The organism is Nonlabens sp. SY33080, from assembly GCF_011784885.1.
GTDB lineage: Bacteria > Bacteroidota > Bacteroidia > Flavobacteriales > Flavobacteriaceae > Nonlabens > Nonlabens tegetincola.
Genome location: NZ_CP050461.1, coordinates 342,951 through 363,660, shown reverse-complemented (window position 1 = coordinate 363,660; position 20,710 = coordinate 342,951). Strand labels below are relative to the sequence as shown.

At 36.3% G+C, this 20,710-nt stretch carries 16 protein-coding genes; 3 read left to right on the top strand and 13 right to left on the bottom strand.

Annotated features, from left to right (window positions below):
- Positions 1-52: 52 nt before the first annotated feature.
- The 6 genes from HCN53_RS01625 to HCN53_RS01600 all read right to left on the bottom strand — a co-directional run bounded on the left by HCN53_RS01625 (position 53) and on the right by HCN53_RS01600 (position 8,724).
- The gene (locus tag HCN53_RS01625) at positions 53-2,926 is read right to left on the bottom strand and encodes a type I restriction endonuclease subunit R (protein WP_167341786.1); all 2,874 of its coding nucleotides are present in this window, start codon (positions 2,924-2,926) and stop codon (positions 53-55) included.
- Positions 2,923-3,210, bottom strand: coding sequence for a GIY-YIG nuclease family protein (locus HCN53_RS01620; protein WP_167341785.1), 288 nt, complete (start codon positions 3,208-3,210; stop codon positions 2,923-2,925). Before HCN53_RS01620 ends, HCN53_RS01625 begins: the two co-directional genes overlap by 4 nt.
- Before the next feature lie 201 nt (positions 3,211-3,411).
- On the bottom strand, positions 3,412-4,599 hold the full coding sequence (locus HCN53_RS01615; RefSeq protein WP_167341784.1) for a restriction endonuclease subunit S: 1,188 nt from the start codon (positions 4,597-4,599) through the stop codon (positions 3,412-3,414).
- A 216-nt stretch (positions 4,600-4,815) separates the two neighbouring features.
- Positions 4,816-6,429, bottom strand: a complete 1,614-nt coding sequence (locus tag HCN53_RS01610; RefSeq protein WP_167341783.1) for a type I restriction-modification system subunit M — start codon at positions 6,427-6,429, stop codon at positions 4,816-4,818.
- A 116-nt stretch (positions 6,430-6,545) separates the two neighbouring features.
- Entirely contained in the window at positions 6,546-6,923 is a 378-nt protein-coding gene (locus HCN53_RS01605; RefSeq protein WP_105018749.1) for a PH domain-containing protein, read from the bottom strand.
- A 412-nt stretch (positions 6,924-7,335) separates the two neighbouring features.
- Positions 7,336-8,724, bottom strand: a complete 1,389-nt coding sequence (locus HCN53_RS01600; RefSeq protein ID WP_167341782.1) for an RtcB family protein — start codon at positions 8,722-8,724, stop codon at positions 7,336-7,338.
- 229 nt (positions 8,725-8,953) lie between these two features.
- Here HCN53_RS01600 and HCN53_RS01595 point away from each other — a divergent pair, with 229 nt between their 5' ends.
- Together HCN53_RS01595 and HCN53_RS01590 are read left to right on the top strand one after the other, a co-directional pair.
- Positions 8,954-9,979 carry a helix-turn-helix transcriptional regulator gene (locus tag HCN53_RS01595; RefSeq protein WP_167341781.1) on the top strand — a complete coding sequence of 342 codons (1,026 nt, stop codon included), beginning with the start codon at positions 8,954-8,956 and terminating at the stop codon, positions 9,977-9,979.
- A 61-nt stretch (positions 9,980-10,040) separates the two neighbouring features.
- On the top strand, positions 10,041-11,321 hold the full coding sequence (locus tag HCN53_RS01590; RefSeq protein WP_167341780.1) for a M20 family metallopeptidase: 1,281 nt from the start codon (positions 10,041-10,043) through the stop codon (positions 11,319-11,321).
- 10 nt (positions 11,322-11,331) lie between these two features.
- On the opposite strand, the gene HCN53_RS01585 is transcribed toward HCN53_RS01590, so the two are convergent.
- Together HCN53_RS01585 and HCN53_RS01580 are read right to left on the bottom strand one after the other, a co-directional pair.
- Positions 11,332-12,027, bottom strand: a complete 696-nt coding sequence (locus tag HCN53_RS01585; protein WP_167341779.1) for a hypothetical protein — start codon at positions 12,025-12,027, stop codon at positions 11,332-11,334.
- A gap of 167 nt (positions 12,028-12,194) precedes the next feature.
- Positions 12,195-13,550: a TrkH family potassium uptake protein gene (locus HCN53_RS01580; RefSeq protein ID WP_167341778.1), complete on the bottom strand. Its 1,356-nt coding sequence runs from the start codon at positions 13,548-13,550 to the stop codon at positions 12,195-12,197.
- Positions 13,551-13,655: 105 nt separating this feature from the next.
- Between HCN53_RS01580 and HCN53_RS01575 the strand changes: the two genes are divergently transcribed.
- Positions 13,656-14,759, top strand: coding sequence for an outer membrane beta-barrel protein (locus HCN53_RS01575; protein ID WP_167341777.1), 1,104 nt, complete (start codon positions 13,656-13,658; stop codon positions 14,757-14,759).
- Here HCN53_RS01575 and HCN53_RS01570 read toward each other — a convergent pair.
- The 5 genes from HCN53_RS01570 to HCN53_RS01550 all read right to left on the bottom strand — a co-directional run bounded on the left by HCN53_RS01570 (position 14,756) and on the right by HCN53_RS01550 (position 20,710).
- Positions 14,756-16,054: an NAD(P)/FAD-dependent oxidoreductase gene (locus tag HCN53_RS01570; protein ID WP_167341776.1), complete on the bottom strand. Its 1,299-nt coding sequence runs from the start codon at positions 16,052-16,054 to the stop codon at positions 14,756-14,758. The genes HCN53_RS01575 and HCN53_RS01570 overlap by 4 nt on opposite strands.
- A gap of 461 nt (positions 16,055-16,515) precedes the next feature.
- On the bottom strand, positions 16,516-17,982 hold the full coding sequence (locus HCN53_RS01565) for a hypothetical protein (RefSeq protein ID WP_146104995.1): 1,467 nt from the start codon (positions 17,980-17,982) through the stop codon (positions 16,516-16,518).
- Positions 17,983-17,988: 6 nt separating this feature from the next.
- Complete coding sequence (locus HCN53_RS01560; RefSeq protein ID WP_167341775.1) at positions 17,989-19,515, bottom strand: CsgG/HfaB family protein; 1,527 nt, start codon at positions 19,513-19,515, stop codon at positions 17,989-17,991.
- A 13-nt stretch (positions 19,516-19,528) separates the two neighbouring features.
- Positions 19,529-19,957 carry a curli assembly protein CsgF gene (locus HCN53_RS01555; protein WP_235783964.1) on the bottom strand — a complete coding sequence of 143 codons (429 nt, stop codon included), beginning with the start codon at positions 19,955-19,957 and terminating at the stop codon, positions 19,529-19,531.
- Positions 19,958-19,975: 18 nt separating this feature from the next.
- A complete protein-coding gene (locus tag HCN53_RS01550) occupies positions 19,976-20,710 on the bottom strand; it encodes a CsgE family curli-type amyloid fiber assembly protein (RefSeq protein WP_167341774.1) in 735 nt (244 codons plus the stop codon).

The window sequence follows — 20,710 nt, the reverse complement described above, 5'->3', positions numbered from 1 at the left end:
ATAAGTCAATTGTAAATTAATTATGTTAAGTATAATATTTCATTCGCATTCATTATCCTACCATTCCATTTACAAAAATATTTACAAAATCCTTCATACGTGTAATAATCCGTTCACCTATTTCTCTTGCTTTTAAGATGCTTGGTCTGTTATCTAAACATTTAAAAACCTCATCTCGTATAGGTTCTTGTCCGCTATACACATAACTTTCTATCAAAGCATTAAACTGTTGTTGATCTAATCCTTCGTCTTCGCATAATTTTGATAATGCTATAACTTTTTCTTGTTGCCAGAACTTTTCAAACTCATCGGGTATATCATCAGGATCTTCAATATGTGGTAAGTTTTCTTCAATAAACTTCTCTATAAGTTCTCGCTTACTTCGTAACTCTACTTCACCTCCTAACAAGTCAATAATAGCTTTTTTCTGTGCTTTTGCTTCTGATGGTTTTGACTCTTTTAATTTAGCTAATAGCTGTAAAATATAAGCAACATTAATTTCATCACGATGTATTAACTCCAACTCAAAGTCAATATCATCAAGAATAGACGTTTTTTGCTTTTGCTTGTCGGTTTTTACTTTATCGTATAAGTCCAGATATTTACTTTTATAATCCTCAAAAGTTTGTTCGTCAATACCCAAATCATCCCAATCAAAATCTACATACGACTCTAACACGTTTTTAGCTCGTAACAAACGCCTAAAGGCTGTAACAAATTCTAGTTCTTGGTTTTCATCACGTAAATCGTCAACACTTTGGTAGGTTGGTGTAATTTGAAGCAGGTTTTTTAAGGCTTCATCAAATTTTGAAGCGATAGATTCATAAGGTGGTAAAATGATTTCTTCTTTGGCTTCTTTATTAGAAAACAACGTGATGGCTTCATCTGTTGCGCCTTTTAAATTCCTGAAGCAAATAATATTTCCTTGCGATTTTTGTTCACCTAAAATTCTGTTGGTTCTAGAAAAAGCTTGTATCAACCCATGATATTTTAAGTTTTTATCGACATAAAGTGTATTGACTTTTTTGGCATCAAAACCAGTCAACATCATGTTTACCACAATCACAATATCTAATCGATCCTTGTCTTTAAAAGTGATTTTCTCTCGTTCTTTTAAGCGCTTACTAATGTCTTTAAAATAGTTCTCAAACTGTTTACTGTCTTTAGTTGAAAAACTAGTATTATACATACTGTTATAAGCAGCAATGTATTCGTCTAACTTTTCTCTAGTATGCTTACCATAAACTGCACTTGGTTCTGCAGCTGCATCATAGTCATCTTCTGTATCTGGTAAATAATCTTGTGCTGTTTTACTATCTTCATTAGCACCATAAGAAAATATGGTTGCTATGCGCAAATTGTGATCTCCTGCTTCTTTTTTGCGTTTAAAAATATCATAGTATTTTATCAAAACATCAATACTACTTACTGCAAATAATGCTGAATACGCTTTATTAAAGGTTTTAGAACTATGATAGTTAATGATGTAATCGGCTATCTTTTCTAAGCGTTTCTCATCTTGAAACACTTCCGCTTTATCAATATCTTCTACTTCAATATCTACAAACGTGTTTCCTTTCTGTTTGTATTTACCAATGTATTCTATACCAAACTTCAGTACGTTACCATCTTTAATAGCATCTGTTATCACGTATTTATGCAAACATTTGCCAAACAAATCTTTTGTGGTGCGTTTACCCAGATCGTTTTTTGATGCATTATCTGCAAAAATTGGTGTTCCTGTAAACCCAAATAACTGGCTGTTTGTAAAATAGTTGGTGATTAGCTCGTGAGTTTTACCAAATTGACTACGATGACACTCATCAAAAATGATAACAATACGCTGGTTTTTTAATATAGATAATTGGTTTTCGTAATGTGTTTTTGATATGGCGTTGTTTAACTTTTGTATGGTGGTTAATACCAATTTAGAATCGTCTGTAAGTTGTTTTACTAGACTACTGGTATTATTAGTAACATCTACACTATCCTTTTTAAAGCTGTTAAACTCTTTCATAGTCTGGTAGTCTAGATCTTTACGATCTACCACAAACAACACTTTATCTACCTGTGGCAAATCCATTAAAATCTGACTCGCTTTAAACGAGGTTAATGTTTTACCACTACCTGTTGTATGCCATACATAACCGTTATCATTACTTGTTTTTACTTGCTCTACCAATCGTTCTACTGCAAAGAATTGATACGGACGCAACACCATAAGTATTTTATGGGTTTCGTTACGTACTATGTACTTGGCAATCATTTTACCCAAATGATCGGGATTTAAAAACGCTTTCGCGAAAACGGTCAACTCACTTACCCTATTGTTGTTTACATCGCTCCAAAAGAAGGTTTGTTTTACCGATTGCAACTCGTTATTGGCTAAATATTTAGTATTTACACCATTACTAATTACAAATAATTGCACGTATTGAAACAATCCATTATTACTCCAAAACGTATATTTTTGATATCGGTTTATTTGATTAAATGCTTCTTTAATTTCTAAACCACGACGTTTTAACTCTATTTGTACCAGCGGTAGACCGTTTACTAAAAGCGTAACATCGTAACGGTTTTTATATACACCGTCTTGGGTGATTTGGTGAGTGACTTGAAATCGATTTTTAGACCAATCTTCGCTATTAAAAAACTGAATATAAGTAGGCTCACCAGCATCGTTAGTGAACTGAAAACGACCACGTAAAGTTTTGGCTTTGTCAAACACATTACCTTTTGCTAAGTGGTTTAATACGGTTTCAAACTCTTTATCGCTAATTACTAGATTATTAAAACGTTGTAACTGTTGTTTTAAGTTAGCTAGCAACGCATTACTATCTGTTATTTTTACAGATGTGTAACCTAAACCTACCAATTGGGTTATTAAGTTTTGTTCTAATATAGCTTCTGATTGTGTACTCATAATTCATTACATAAATCTAACCATTCAGGATTTATACTTTCTATTAATGCTATCTTTTTTGCTCTACTTCCTGCTTTCAATTGCTTTTCTCTGCCTATGGCGTCACCTATCATTTGGTGTGCTTCATAATACACTAATTTACCTAAATTATATCGTGCCGTGAACGACTTAGGGTGTTTTTTACACTTATGTTCCTTAACACGTTGCTCTAGGTTTGATGTTACACCTACATAAAGCGTTGTGTTATTTCTATTGGTCATTATGTAAACGTATCCTGGTTTCATAGAGTCATTACGAGGCTTTGCAAAAGCCGAAGCAATCTGTTTTTTATTAATTCTATTTTTTATTATGTCATTGCAAGTCGCTCCTTACCGTCATTGCGAGGAGCGCTGCGACGTTGCAATCTGCTATAAACTACCTCTATGCGATACACAACAGATTGCCACGCTGCGCTCGCAATGACAATTGAAAAACGCTCACTATGACTACACAAACATCTGTTGCAACAAGCCTTTTTTAAACTGTTGTGAGGCTTCTATTTGTTGGGTAACGGTTTCTATTTTGGTATCTATAGCGCTTAAATAATTGGCTATTTTTTGTTGTTCTTCTATTGATGGAAAATTAATCTTCATCTTCTTGAACATTGGAAGCCTTAAAGACTTGACGGTTGAACCAACTGATTGAGACAATAAGTAATTAGGATGTTGAGCCAAATGGTAATAAATGAATTTTCCTAGACAATTTTCAAATTTCATAATTGCATATGTTCTCTGATGTAAGTCAAACTTTCCAATAAAATATTTTGGAATGAAATTCTGTCCTTCTCCTGGAACAATTACAGCCTCATCATCAAATAAATAAATATTGCTTGTTCTAATATCTTCTGACCTGTCAAAAAATGTGTATTCACCATCCAATGATGAATCAACTCTATTCGAACTTCCAGTAGTAATATAACTTACCTCTCCCAACGGCTTCTCTTCCCAATCTGGGTAATCACTACCGTCATCTGGTTTAAAGCGTAGTTGTTGGCTAAACAGTTGTTGCATGACGCCTTTTTTGTACTGCGCCAGCAGCTCCTTTTTATGGTTGAGTTGCTGTAGTTTGCTATCAACTGCGGTTAAAAATTGGGCTATTTTTTGTTGTTCTTTATCTTGAGGCAAATTCAAGTTTAAAGTTTTTAATTGACTACTATAAAGATGAACAACAGATATACCTTGTGATAATCTTGCTATGTCAATTTTCTTTTTGCTGTTTAAATAATAAGAAAGAAAAACTCCATTAGTTTCCGATTTAATAATATTTAAATCTCCTCCAAGAGCTATTCCATCTTTCATAACGCAAGAAGCTGTAGCTATATCCAATTGACTTTCACCTGATGCAGGTATAATTACGTCATTTTTCTCACTGATTACCAAGCTATTCAAATCCAAATTTGTTTTAGATATGACATCGCTAATTACCTCATTGTAATACGTATACAATTCGCCATATCGGATACATTTCGAAGCTCCATTTTCGACTATGTCAGATTTTGAAATACCTTTCCCTTTAGCAAAAGTAGAAATACTACCCAATTTCTTCTTTTCCCATTCCCCTTCAAATTCCTTAAAGCGTAGTTGTGGTACGCGTCTTTTTGTTGTAGTTATATGATTGTTATTTACTGCTGCCATTTATAGGTTTGTTTGGTTTGCGTGAGGGATAGCAATGGAAATCCTTTTTGTGAGGTACGAGCAAAAAGATTGTAATGTATAGCCCGACCCTTGGGGCACGCCCAAAAAGGTTAGCATCTCGATACAATTTGCTCGTACCTCACAAATCACTCGATGTGACGGTTTATAATGACTTCTTGTTTTATTCATAAGATTGCTTCACTTGGTTCGCAATGACTAAAACGGTGTGTTTATTCCTAATTCTTTACAAAAGCCTGCTATTACCTCATCTGTGCTTTCCATATCTTGTTCTAGCTGTTGTAATTGCTGCGATACGGCTTGTAGGTCTACAGGTTCTTCTTCTTCAAAAGTATCTACATAGCGTGGTATGTTTAGGTTGTAATCGTTCTCTTTTATCTCGTCTAGACCGGCTACATAGCTATATTTGTCTATGGTTGCCGGATGAGTATCATGAGATCCTGAAACAAGTTCAGGATGACAATAAGTTCTGTATGTGTTTACGATTTTGTCTATATGTTCTGGCAGTAGTACATTCTGGGTTTTTACTTTTTCAAAATGGTTACTGGCATCTATAAACAAAATGTTGTTACTACGTGCGCTGGTGTTGCGGTCTTTTTTTAGTACTAAAATACAAGTTGGTATACTGGTACCGTAAAAAATGTTTGCTGGCAGACCTATTACGGCATCTAGCTGGTTGGTGTCTGCAATAAGGTACTTGCGTATGTGACCTTCGGCAGCACCACGAAACAAAACACCATGTGGTAATACGCATGCCATAGTCCCATTGGTATCTAACTGGTATATCATGTGCTGTACAAAAGCAAAGTCGGCTTTACTTTTGGGTGCCATTTTTCCGTATGGTGAAAAACGCTCGTCGCTTATAATAGCATCTGGATTCCATTTTGCAGAAAATGGTGGATTTGCCACTATGGCTTCAAATTTAAGCTCGCTGTGTACTGGCGATGGGTTGACTAGCGTATCTTCGTTATAAATATCGAAACGTTTGTAATGCACATCGTGCATGATCATGTTCATACGTGCCAAGTTGTACGTGGTTGGGTTGCTTTCTTGCCCGTAAAAGGCGCCAACTTCGTTCACTTCTTTTGCCACACGTAGTAGTAAGGAACCAGATCCACAGGTTGGGTCGTACACGCTTTTAAGTCGGTCTTTGTCTGTAGTGACTAACTGCGCTAGTATTTTAGACACTTGTTGCGGTGTATAAAACTCGCCTGCCTTTTTACCTGCGCCACTTGCAAATTGCCCAATAAGATACTCGTAAGCATCGCCTAGAATGTCGCTTTCGGCATTGTCTACATCAAAGTTAATGGCTTCTAAACGGTTTAGTATTTTTACTATGAGTTCGTTTTTGGCTTCTTCGGTCTTCCCTAGTTTGCTACTGGTAAGGTCTAAATCTTCAAAGAGGTTACCAAAATCGTCTTCGCTCTCGCTACCCATAGTGCTTTGCTCTATGCTTGTGAGTACTTTTTGTAAATCTTCTAGTATAAATTTATTGACACCACCAGAGTTACCTCGTTTTGCCAACTCGCTAAACAGTTCGGTTGGTTTTAAAAAATAGCCTAAAGCGTCTAAGGCATCGGTACGCAAGGCATCTATAAGTGCTTCTTCTTGCTCATGACCCATTACTTGGTCATAAGTTAAGCCATCTGGTGCTAGTGCTTTGTTAGCGTGCAGCGTCATTTTACGGCTTAGGTATTTATAAAAAATGAAGCCTAGTATGTAGTCTCTAAAATCGTCGGCATCCATATTACCACGTAGGTCGTTGGCGATATTCCAGAGTGTTTGATGTAATTGTTGTTGGTTTTCTGACATAGAAAGATATTAGTTTAAACTAATAAAGCGGCTCGTGGTTGAGTCGCTATATTTTAATAGCTTTAAAGGTATAAAATTTGCTATAGATTCACAGTTTGCATACTCACAAGAAAACTTTACATAACCTTGCTGGCGAGGTATTTTTGAACCTCGTATACATTGATACTTTTATTGAATTTTTTGCTTACTGATGGTATGTTTTCACTAGAAATCCAAATTTTTAGCTCGGCATCCAGATCAAAAGTACCTGCGGTTTCTAGTGAGAATCTTGAAATACTTTTATAGGGCAATGATTTGTATTCTACCTTACTTCCTGTAAGTCCTTGCACATCAATAAGTACTAGTCGTTTATTAGTAAACATAAACACGTCTCTAAATAATTTAAAGCCCAATTCAATTTGCTCATTATCAGTAAGTAGTCTACCGTATTTTTCACTTAGCTGTTCTGAGGAAACTTGACTAGCGTTACCCAAAATCTTATTAAACAATCCCATAAATTTTTATTTGTTGGTTTAATTATTATTCTTTTTTAATTCTATTTTTTCCCATAAACCCGTGTTCTACCGCTTGTTTTTACTTCTGTAAAGCAACCAATTGCTGTATTCAAAAATGAGTTTATCAACACGATTATAGGATTTTATTTAGGTCACAACGAGTGATTACTCTTTGTAATCTCGTTATGATCAAACATAAAAACACCCTAAACCACTCATTTTCTTTTGAGTAAGAAAATGCAGCGATTTAGGGGACTGTGAAGATAGAAAAAAACTAGTTTTTTAACTAATGTGTAATGTTTGGTTTTTAATGAATTTAATGTGGATGTTGTTTGACATGTTATGTGAGGATACACAAAAAAAAGAGCAAAAAACTTTTAACGTTCTTTACTCTTTAATGACATATTAGGAATTATTTCCTGCGCTTTTTACGTTTTCTCTTGCGCCAAGGTGCATTTTTTTGCCAGTCACCTGCCATGATACAACCGTATGGCATGACCTCATCTATGACCGTTCCCAAATTATACTCTTGCATTTGATCGCGCACCGTAGCCGCGTTTTTATAAGCACTAGGTAATTCTGAAATATCAATCTCTTTACTGAAAAAACGAACATCTAGTCCTGCTGTTTCTTCTTTAAAAATATCCAAATCACTACGTTCTGCCAGGTTACGCTTGTGCTGCGATCGACTCATATTACGACCTGCGCCATGCGGTGCAAATCCTAAATTACCACTGGTAGTCGCTCCTTCAACAATCAAAACAGGTTCTGACATGTTTAAAGGTATTAACCTAGGACCAGTAATATCGGGCATGAATTTTTGATCCAGCGGTGTAGCACCTTTGGCGTGGTAAAAAATGTCTTCATCCTTAAAAACAAAATTGTGTTCGTTCCAAAACCTGTTTTCTACTTGATAATTGGCTTCTAGAGCGGTTTGCTCGTGAATAATCTCATGGTTAAGCTTAGTCCAGGCGCGTATAGCTTGTAGCGCTTTCCAGTATTCTTGTCCTTCATCGGTATCAAAAGGAATCCAGGCATTTTGCTTTAGGGTTTGTGGCGACAATAATTGTCTAAAACGTTCGGCTACATTCATCCCTTTCTTATACAAGCGCGCACCTGGACCACGTGAACCGTGGTGCGTGATCATCATCGTATTACCAGTCGCTGCCGATTTTCCTACAAATAGAAAGTGATTACCGTCACCTTGAGTTCCTAAATGTTCTTGAGCAATGGACATGGTGACATCATCGTTTAAGAACCAATTGTTTTTAAACAACTCTTCCACTTCTTGTGTAAGAGAAAATTGTTTTCCTCTAGGTCTTCCGCCTGGACCAAAATGCGTGATCTGGTGTGCTGCATCTAGAACCGTTTTAGGATTGGCATTTCCAAAATCAGTTAGCATGACCGAGCAACATATATCGGCACTATGCATACCAGGATGTATGGCATTTCTAGTAGCTACCACGCCACCTACAGGAATAGTACCTACTGGTCCTGCTGGACAAGCATCGGGCATTACCGCACCATTTACAACGGTAGGTGTGCGCATGACTTGTTCCATAGTAGCCTTTACTTGATCCACATTTTCCTGCTCTAGCTCGTTTTGCGCTGCAATATTTAGTTTAAATGAAACTGGAGTCTCATGTAAATCCTGAGCCTCGGGCAATCTAAACTGCTCTAGGTATTCTAACATTTGTTCCTGTGATAGTTGGTGTTTATTAATATGTTCCATCGCTTCTTTATACCATCTTCCCGGTGGGAATCCTAGATCGCGTATGTCTTTTCCAGTAATTGTTTTCATTTTCTTTATTTTTGATATTAAACTGCGCCACGTCCCATGGTGGCGCAGTTACCACAAGAAAGGATCTAACCACAATACCCTTTCCCTTTTGACAATACAAATATTTAATTCCTACTGCGCAATGTTTTTGCGTAGTTAGAATTTTATTGTATTTATGTATGAATTTATGGTGATTACGCTTTCGCGAAAGCGTAATTAAAACCTACTATTTCAAAATAAACTAGGGAAAATGGCTGTTAATAAAAATGCGTTAATTCGCTACAAAACAATAGATAAGTGCTTGCAGAATAGCATGCGCAACTGGACTTTACAAGATTTGATAGCTGCCTGTAGCGATGCGTTGTATGAATTTGAAGGTAGGGATATTAATGTGAGCAAACGTACCATACAATTGGATATACAAATGATGCGTAGCGAAAAACTGGGATACCAAGCTCCCATCGAGGTGTATGATCGCAAGTATTACCGGTATACCGATCCTAATTATTCTATTACAAAAATACCGCTGTCACAAAATGATATGGGTATTTTATCTGAAACCATGGATATGCTGCGACAGTTTAAAGATTTTAGTTTATTTCAAGAACTTAGTGGTTTGTTCAATAAGCTTGAAGATCGTATCCATACTGAGCGGCATCATAAAAATGCCATTATTCATCTAGAACAGAATACCAAATTAAAAGGTCTGGAATTACTGGACGAACTGTACCATGCTATTCAAAAACAAGTGGTGATCGAGGTGTTTTATCAAAGTTTTACAGCAATCGCACCATCCATAATAACTTGTCATCCTTATTTTTTAAAAGAATATAACAACCGCTGGTTTCTTATTGTGAAGTCTAATAAAAGCAATAAATTGATCACGCTAGCGCTGGATAGAATACTGGGAATTGATTATGATTTTAGTATTGAATACTCACCTAGTGATATAAATATTGAGGAGTATTACAAAGACACAATAGGAGTTACTGTACTGGATAATCGCAATTTAAAAACCATTATTTTTAAAGTAGATTCAAAAAATGCTCCTTATGTAGAAACGAAACCCTTTCACAGTTCGCAACGTTTTATAGAAAAGGATAAGAATGGTTGGTCTACCTATAGCATCAAGGTTCATACAAATTTTGAGCTGGATAGATTGTTATTAGGTTTTGGTGATAGTCTCGAGGTTCTTTCTCCTAAAAGATTAAGACGTAGAATTGCATTCAAATTTCAAAATGCAGCTAGTAGGTATAACGACATATTATCCAATTAGCAATATTCTTAAGGTCCCAGCTATTTTACTACCTTTGAGTAACTACCTGAAATACCAGACCATGAAATACGTACTAACCTTATTGACAATAAATGTGCTGTTGTCTTGCAAACCGACTGAAAACGATACAGAATTGTTGTTTGAGGATATGACTACCTCTTCACAAGAAATGTACAGTGAATTAGTAGAAATACGTAGAGATCTACATCAATATCCTGAGTTGGCTGGTAATGAAAAACGAACTGCAACTCTTGTTGCTAATTATCTCAAGGAATTACAACTAGAAGTTCATGAGAATATAGGTGGTTATGGCGTGGTTGGTATTTTAGATACAGGCAAACCTGGTAAGAAAATAGCCTGGCGCGCCGACATTGACGCACTTGCGACAGAGTTTGAAGATGATCCAGTAGCTTTTGCGTCTAAAAATCCAGGTTTAAGACATATTTGTGGACACGATGTGCATACTACCATTGCTTTGGGAATTGCTAAAAATCTGAGTTTGCACAAAGAGCAATTAGTTGGAACGTATTATTTCGTTTTTCAACCTGCCGAAGAAACGATTACTGGAGCAAAGGCCATGCTAGAAGATGGCTTGCTAGAAGTAATTCAACCTGATGAGTTCTATGCCTTGCATATGACTCCGTTTCCTGTAGGTACAGTGGCCGTTAAACCCAATGAGATTTATGCCCATTACAAGAAAATCGTTTTGGGTTTACATACCCAAGATACTAGCAAAATTAATGCGGCTACTTCCTACTTTAAGCAATTACAAAATGTGACTGATGAACGTTTTGGTACTGATAGTTCTTTTGAAGATGCTACTATTGGTATTGTGGGTAGTTCTAGTATTTATAAGAATTATACCTATTTAGAAAGTCCGATGAAAGTGCAAAAGCTCCAAGATAGCACCACTTTGAGCGCTTATATAAGCTTTAGTAACGCTGAAGAGCTGGAACAAGGTCGTCAAAAGATGGATTCTTTGTTTAAGAATGGGGCTTTGCAAGATGTATATAAGTACCACCACATCGAACCCGTTTCTTACGTGATTAAAAACCATCCCGAAACCACTAAAGAGGCTATGCAATTCCTGTCTAATCATTATGAGGATGCACTCACAGAGCTTTCTGGAAGTTTTCCTGGTGGACGTAGCGATGATTTTGCTTTGTTTCAAGAAGAAATTCCAGGAACCTATTTTTTTATGGGTGCTTCTAATTTTGAACAAAACATTATTGCCATGCCACATACACCCATTTTTCAAGTTGACGAATCGGTTATTGAATATGGCGTGCGTTATTTTAGCACCTTACTAGCTGCTCGTGCCAAATATGAGAATGTAAATTGATACTAGGCTACTAGCCTATCTTTTTAATGAGAACGTGAGTTTGACCGTTTAAGATCGTAGCACCCGAACCATTAGTTACTATAAAATCAATTTCACCAGTCGCTGCGGTAATATGAACAATGCTTATTTGTTTGATCGTACTGGCATTGGTATTGAATCCAGCTGGATTTGCAGATCCAGATGCTCCTGTAGTAACCTGTGTGCCGTTTAATTGTACATTCCAATCAATAGTATTGTTGGAGTTTAATCGCAAATCAGATTCTATGATGTACAATCCGGTAGGTAAGGTTATTTGATTTCCATTAAAGCTGGCACCTGTAATAGTATTAAAGAGCTGGTTAGGAAAATTGAAAACGCTACCTGTGCCGCCTATTCCCGTTGCGGTAAAATTACGCATCATCACTCCAGTTTGTACTGGTGCCGAAGTTTGGAACCTTAACCAAGCAGTACCATTCCAGTAATAAAAACCTGGTGTTACATCACTTACCGTAGCGGTATTGTAGACTATTAATCCTTCAACATTTCCGTGCGAAATGGTGGTTGTATCACCGCTACCAGTTAAGGCTACTCTAGGTAATAGCACACCGGCATCAGTTCCTTGAATATCTAGGTAAGTTGAAGGACTGGGAGCATTGGTGTTAATTCCTACCTGAGCTAAAGAAATGGAACTTATAAATAAATAAGTGATTAAAAATAAACGGTACATAATAGAATGAGATAGTAGAATGAAATAAGGCTGCAAGAATAATTATCGCAGCCTATACCGCCACAGAAGGAGTCTTAAAACATTGTTAAAAATCAACACCTAATACACTGATTTACAGTTTATAGAGAATTATTAACCAGTTGTCGAACAGGTTTGAAAGTAACTACTTACACTGCCAAATCATCCTCTAAAACTGCGACCTGTTTTTGATGCTTTTGTTTGGACCAAATAGCCAATCCAAAAGTGAGTACTCCTAGTCTTCCGATAAACATTAATACAATAAGGATGGCTTTTCCCCAAGCTGTTAAATCACCAGTAATTCCCATACTAAGTCCGACAGTTCCCAATGCAGAGCTTACCTCAAACAGTATTTTTTCAAAAGAGAAGTCTTCTGTAAAAGAAAGCAATAAAGTAAATAGAAAGATGAGTGATGTATAAAATATAAAGGAAGAGGTAGCGATATACAATCGTTCAAAAGGTATTTTACGTCCCAAAAAGGTTATTTCTCTCGCTCCTTGTAACCTGCTTTTCATAATAGCAAAAACAGCTGTAAGTGTGGTAATTTTCATTCCACCAGCAGTTCCTGATGGAGATGCTCCTACATACATCAAGAAGATAGTGACCAAAACAATAGGAAGAGAAAATATACCGTAGTCAACTGTGTTGAATCCTACTGTAGTCATGGCAGACATGGTTTGAAAGAAAGCCGCATAAATACGTTCCGATCCCATTAAAGCAGTAACACTAGGTTCTAAAAAGTACATAAACATAAATCCTGTACTTAATAGGAAAGCAAAACCTATAAAAATGATTTTGGTAGTAAAGCTCAGTTTGTGAGTCTTGTCTTTCAGGTATAACACTAAATCAGTCACCACAATAAATCCTAATGATCCAGCGATCGCTAAAAACGAAATAATGAAGTTTATAAATCCGTCGTCAACGTATTCGGTAAAACCACTATTGAACAAACTAAATCCTGCTGTACAAAAAGCACTTATACTGTGAAATATAGCGTTCCAAACTGCTTCCCAGAATGGCATCCCATCATGATAAAAGGCAATAAAAAACAAGATTGCTCCTATCAATTCCATAATCAAAGTGAATAAAACTACCGATTTTAAGAAATCCTTGATGCGTATCGTAGTCGGTAATGTAAACTCACAGCTAAGTAATCTTTTGTGCCAGTGTGTTATTTTTCTCGTCGTAGAAAGTAACATAAAAGTGGTGAATGTCAAATAACCTATACCACCTAATTGGAATAAGGACATTACCACAAATTGACCGAAAAAGTTATAAGAGTCAAATACACTTACAGTAACCAGACCTGTAGTAGAAACCGCACTGGTGGCTATAAATAGATTATCCAAAAAAGATACGTCCTGTTTTTGAAACCAAGGCAAACATAATAACAAACAACCTGCGAGAATGTAGGTGAAAAAACCGTAAAATAAATTGCGCTGTGGACTTAGTCCTAACTTAAATCTTTGATATTTCTGATTTAAGGTTTTAAAAAAGTGGCCCATGATGGATTTTAATACTTGGCAAATTTCCAATTATATGCAGTAACTTTTAGTTAAATTCTTCCTATTTACCAAAATTATAAGTCCAAGGCTGTTGACTTTTGTATTATGAATTTATCGAATACACTATTCGTTCTTTTTTGTGTTTTTACTGGAATCTTTACCGGTAGAAGCCAAGAAGAAATCACTGAAAAGAAACTTACTGTAGACTTTTACTTGGATACCTACTATGCCAATGTCCCAAACGGCAGTCATGATGGTTTTAGATCCTTTACGACCACGTCCAACAGGAATAATCAAATAGGCTTAAATATAGCGCAATTAGGAGCTCAGTATGAATCAAAGGACGTACGAGCTAGCCTTACCCTGCATTATGGTGATATCGCAAAAGCAACCTGGTCCGATGACTTTAATGAAGTACAAACTGCAACAGTTGGCTTAAGGTTGTTCAAAACACTATGGCTGGATGCAGGTTTTTTTACTACCCATATAGGAACAGAAAGTTTTCTCCCAAAAAACAATTGGACGGCTTCTACAGCTGTAGCTACGTTTAATGAACCCTTTTATCAAGCAGGAGCTAAACTTTCAAATCAATTCAATGAAAATTGGTATGCCGAATTATGGGTTTTGAATGGGTATAACCAATTTGTTGACGAGAATGACGAGCTCAGCGTTGGAGCATTACTTACCTATGCGTTTAATGACCGTACAAGCATCACTTATACCAATATTTTTGGACAAGAAGCTACCCTTGATGATCCTGTTTCTCGATATAGAACCTACCACAACGCCTATTTAAACACCCAATTTTCTGAAAGATGGTGGTTGACAGCTGGATTTGATATAGGATCTCAAACCAATAGTGAATTAGAAACGGGAAAAACCGCCTGGATGTACAATGCTTTACTTACTGCAAAATTTCAACAAAATAACAAATGGAGTTATACAAGCCGAATAGAATTATTTAAAGATCAAAACGGATTCATATCGGGAATCGTTCCTTCTCAACTAACAGTGGATGAAGGATTATCAGTTTATGGAATAACTCTATCGACCGAGTACAAGCCTACCAACTATTCGTTTTTAAGATTTGAAGCACGTAGATTGGCTAGCACCAACGATGCTCAAATATTTGAACAAAATACCTCAACTAGTAGGTATGAATTTATTATCAATCTAGGAATAGTTTGGGACCGCAGCTGGTTGTTTTAATTCTTAGGAGCCGCTTTGGATCGCTCTGGTTGTAAGATAAGACGTGCAGCACGATCAAAGTTGAAATAGTTATAAATCCAATTAAGAAAAACCACCACTCGATTTCTAACACCTACCAAAAAATAAAGGTGAACTGCCAACCATGTGAACCAGGCAGCAAAACCGCCAATCGTAAAAGATCCCACATCGGCAACTGCTTTATTACGCCCTATGGTAGCCATGCTTCCTTTATCAAAATATGAAAAAGGTTTAAGAGGTTTTTCCCTGAGTAGCCTTTTAAAATTTTTGGCGAGATTTTTCCCTTGTTGTATAGCTGGCTGCGCAACTTGTGGATGACCTTTGGGATAGTCATCAGTTTCCATTAATGCGATATCACCAACAGCATAAATAGATTCGTAACCCATGATACGGTTATATTCATCTACTCGATAACGCTGTGTTTTCTCATGAAAGGAATCTTCTTTAATGCCAGGAACGTGATTTCCAATAACACCAGCACTCCAGATAAAGGTGGATGCTTCTAAATTAAGATCCGTATTTGTAGTGATGACATCATCTTCATAATTCTTAACCAAGGTATTCAAATGAATATTGACACCTAATTTTTCGAGATATTTTAAAGATTTCTTACTAGAAGCCTCACTCATACTAGACAATACCCTATCTGACCCATCGATGAGGTGAATTTCCATATTTTCAGGATTAATATCGGGATAATCCTTGGGAACTACTCCTTTTTTAAATTCGGCAAAAGCACCAGCAAGTTCTACTCCAGTAGGTCCAGCGCCAGATATTACAATACGCATTAATTTTTTACGCTCCTTTTCACTAGCTGTAATAGTAGCCTTTTCAAAATTTTTGAGCATAGTACTACGTATGTTAAGCGATTCGACCACGCTTTTCATTCCCATACTAGCATTTTCTATTTGTTGATTATTGAAGTAATTGGTTTTGGTGCCTGTGGCAAGTATCAAGTAATCAAATTGTAATTTCCCAATATTAGTTTCAATTTCATTCTTTTCGGGAACAACCTGAGTCACCTGTGCCATTCTAAAAAAGAAATTCTCTTGATTGTCCGTAATTCCTCTTAATGGGAATGCAATACTATCAGGTTCTAAACCGCTAGTTGCGACCTGATACAATAAGGGTTGAAAGGTGTGGTAATTATTTTGATCTATAAGTACCACTTGAAGTTGGAGCTTTGTTAGCTTTCGCGAAAGCGTAACACCACCAAAACCACCACCTACTATAATGACTCTAGGGTGATTGCTTTGAGGAATATTAAATGCATTCATAGCATAAAGATACTCGCAGCCGAAATTATAAATGATGACATTAACATGTAATTAAGGTTGATTGAAAATTAAAAATTACTAAATAATTTAACCTTAACACATTTTTTTAATTCGAATTACTAACCACATCGATGAAATACACTATTTATTGAACAAATGCTAAATATTATGTAATTAATCTAACAAATAAACCTTTCATCTGTATATTTGTGTCGTCTAAAACATAACGGTTTATAGATATTTAGAATGAAAGATGCCTGATGAAGAGTTTCCCTATACTCTTCTCAGGCATTATTTTTTTTATATATTATCCCTAGGGAATAGCCGTTTAAAAATAGTGAAGTTGCGTAAGTATCCTATTCAGATATCCTATAAACTATCTTGCTCAGGGACAGTTTAAACGACATTGTTACGCACAATGTACAGGATAAACGACAGCTATTCCCATTTTTGAGATAATGTTATTTCCAGTCTGGCATCATTGCGTTTGTAAATTCATCTTCACGTGTATCAGGTACTAATATGGCTAGTGTTTGTACTTTACCTGGCGTGATTCCATCATTGTCTTGATTATACACAATTATGGAAGCCTCAGTCGGTGAAAAACGAACGTCCAGATCATTAGTCCCTGGATCCTTATTAAAGCTCACATTAACCTCATTCATGGTATTGAAATTGTAGACGTAAGCATTAACATCTAGCCTGCGATACTGCTGGTTTTCAAATCCACTAGCATCACGTGTGTATAAAATTTGAGAATTATCGGCACTTAGATCAATACCACCTACAGCTCCAGTCACTCCAGTTAAAACCACATCGAGCACATTACCTACAGTATCAATAGTATAAATCTCGCAGTTATAGCCGGATAAATTATTAGTCTTTACCGCTAGAATACCGTTATTAAAATCAACTTCGGTAATTAGATTACCCGTCGTTTGATGTACTTGTGTTAATCCTGTTCCATCTAATTGAATGCTGTACAATCGGTCTTGTACAGGATAATAAATCAAGGAACCATCATCTGACCAAGTGATGTCTATTTCATCAGGATTAAATCCTGAAACTGGTATTTGACTTGTTATTTGTTGCTGGTTATTGCCGTCTGGATCCATTGTAAATACGTGGATTTGAGCACCCACATTTCGTAAAAAAGCTATCTTATTTGCGGTACGATTGATTCGTGGTCTCCAAGAATTAGTCGTGGCATCAGTAAGTGCTATTTCTACTCCATCGCCATCGGCACTAAAAATTTGATTGTTAGAACCTGATTTTCTTACGAAATGGAATCTATTTAATGGAAAGTCTGCTGTTGAAAAAGTAAATACCGGACTGTTTACAGGTGTGTTGATTTCATCATTTGCAATTACTTGCCAAAAATAGGTAGTATTAAAAGCCACTTGCACATCTAGTGTTTCTTCGGTAATATCTTCAAAAGTTTCTACCGTATTATCCCTGCTGTTTCTAAGTAAAACTGTAAATTTTAATTCGTCCTCATCAGGATCGACAGAACTCCATTCTAGGGTAAGTTCAAAGGGTTGATCAACGGCATTATCCACTGGAGCAACCAATGACGGTGTAGCTGGTGGTTGATTGTTTGCTGTTGATGGTTTAAGTTCATAAACAAGTTCTACGGTTTCTCCTGTAAAGACATCGGCGCTTTCAAATGATGCTAAGAAATCATCCTTTTGGGCTTGTACAGCATATTGTCCTTCTTCAACCTCTATTTCAAAATTCCCATCTACGTCGGTAAATACGACATTGGTTTGTGGATTAGTTGATATTTTTACATTTTCAAGAGGTAAAAAAGTGATATCCTCTACTACCCTACCTTTAATAATCCCTTTACCATTAATCTCGATAGTATCTTCACTACAACCCGTCAACATGAGTAGCAGTCCTAGCAGAATGTATGTTGTGTATTTCATGATTGTTTAGTTTGAGTTAGTAGAATCGTTTGAATTATCATCTTGTTGAGCAGGACGAGAAAGCGCATCTAATTCTTTGGCTTTTTTCAAACTTTCTCTCAATTGCTTGCGCTCACTACGTTTTTGACGGCGTCTTGCTTTACGTTGTTGTTTAGTAAGATTGTTTTGTTTCGCTTGATTATCTCCTAGATAAAAATTGAGACCTACTCCTACTCTGTAATAGTTATCATCCCGTTTACCTGCCACGGTTCCGTCCAGCTCGTCGGTAAATGTCATGTTATATTCACCAAAAGCTTGAATTCCAAAACTAGGAGTTAAGGCATATTCAAAGCCTGCTCCTACTTGTAGTTTAGGTTCAAAATTTGAAATACCATTTACAGCCAAAACTCCTGCTCCACCATAAACATGTGGAGTAAAAGATTCAAAAGGTAGTAAGGTAACTTCGGCATTTAAATCGGCCGTGCGAAATTGTTCATTAAACAAGCCCTCGTTGTTTAATCGCAACTGACTAAGATTTCCACGCACACCTAGGTATGGGTTAAAGTTGTATTTAAGACCTACATTAAAATGGTGTTCATAATCGGCATTGGGCAAATCACCTTGCATGTAAGTTCCACCAGCGCCCAAATCAATTCTTAATTTACTACGGCGTTGTAGTAGATCACGTTGATACACATCAGTACGCTCTGCCACTTCTTTCTCTTTATTGTACTTACGAACCATGGCTGTAGCAACTTCTTGACCACCAGCAGGCGACCATAGGTTTACAGTTATACCTTCTATAATCAAAGATTCTACTGCCTTTTCAATGGCTTCTTTAATAGCAAGCTGTCCTGGTTCATTTCTAGTAAAACCAGTTTCTGCCTCTAGCAACCTTTGAAAACTCACATATCTAAAAAGACTAGCATCAACTGCTTGTGAGAAAATAGTTTTTGAAACATATACGGTTTTTAATATTTCACCACTTTTAGTAGAAACTGCTCTCAAATAAACAGTTACTCGATCTTGGCGGTATTTTGTTGAACCACCTGCACCAAAGTATCTAGCTCCTGCGCCACCGGTGAGAACATTTGTGTCATACGATACAATACCACCTTCAATTAAGATACCTGCATATAATAAAGGATCCAAATCCTTCATTTGAGTGTTGCTTTGCTTGGCATAAGAGCGACGAGTATCTAGTATCAAATTACGTTCTGTAATTAGATTGGTAAGATTTTCTCTCTCGATAGGTCTAAACCATCCAGAATCTTCAAGAGCTTTAATTAGGATAGTTGTTCCTCCTTGAGTAACAGCGTTACTAAAGGTACTTCCTACCTCACTCAATTTAAATTGTCCTGTTTGGTCTTCAAATTTATATACTCCTACAACTGCTGGTATGATAGGTGGTGGAAGATTACGCAAGCGATCAGTAACTTTTGTAGTCTCACCTATTCTAGCGTCTTGAGTATCTAAAGGCTGGTTAAAGTAGGCACCACATCCCTGCAAAATCATACAGGCCAGTAGTATCACTACTAGTTTAAAAAGTCTCATAATAAAGGTTGGTTTATTGAGGAACGACTACCTGAGTCTGATCACCTGTAGTTGTATCTAAAATATTTATTACCAATCCTTCTAAGGATTCCAAGACTTCCACTTCAAGATTTCCAAAACTGAAGGTACCTGGTTCTAGATCCTGACTGCTATCAAATTGTAAGTTTAATAAACTACGAGACAACGAACTTAAAAGTTGTCTATTCAAACCTTGAGCAAAAGCATCTAATGCAGACTCATCTTCTGCAAGAGCTGCTTCATTGGGATCAGTAAATTTATTTTGTAATTCGGCACTTTGAACCAACCATTGATAGTTAAAAGTATCGCCACCAAAGGCTGGATTAATAGGTCGGTACACTAATTGTTGAGCTTGGGAATCTGTTGTTGAGCTTAACAGAATAACCATAAACAACGTGAGCATTGTTGTAATCGATTTGAGCATGATTTTGGTTTTTAGTTATTAATATTCTCGAGTTTCTTTTTCTTTCATTTTTTGTAGCTCGATATATACTTGTTGTAGCATACGTGAGGCCATATATTCAATGTATTTTTTTTGTGGGCTGAGTACAAAGGGCTCTAACTTGGTAAAGCCTACTTGTATTTGAATTTGTGAAGTACGTCCCTGACCAAACACTTCCCTGACAACGACGATTTTATCACTATTGACATTGTATTTTTTATATAATCGGAAGAATTCAATATAAAAATCCTTACCTGGTTTTGTTCTTGTTTTATTAGTTACTATTCCCCTAAACCCTAGATATTCATCGTCATTTCGAAATTGGTTTGCTGTTACCAATTGTGTAGTATAGGGCGCTATAGTTTCTATTTTTTTACCTATTAATTGATCCAGTTGATCATAAATAAGTACCATTATTTTTATTTCTTCTGGAATGTTAATTCCTACCTGTGTAGTACCTAAAAGGGCTTTAATACCAGCCTTGACCACACCATTACCTTTTTGTTCATTTTTACTAGAATTATTTAAACTGTCTTTAGTAAAAACAGTAAACTTATAGCTGATACCTGTATCAACTTGAGTTTTGTTTACAGCAAGTGCTTTAATCACAATATTTTCAGCTTGTTGCTCCAGCACAATTTCTGCTGCCATTGTTCTATTGTAAAGAGATTCTTGTGCGCTAGTAAAAGCAGCTATTAAACAAACGAATGCTATTAAATATTTAAATCTCTTCAT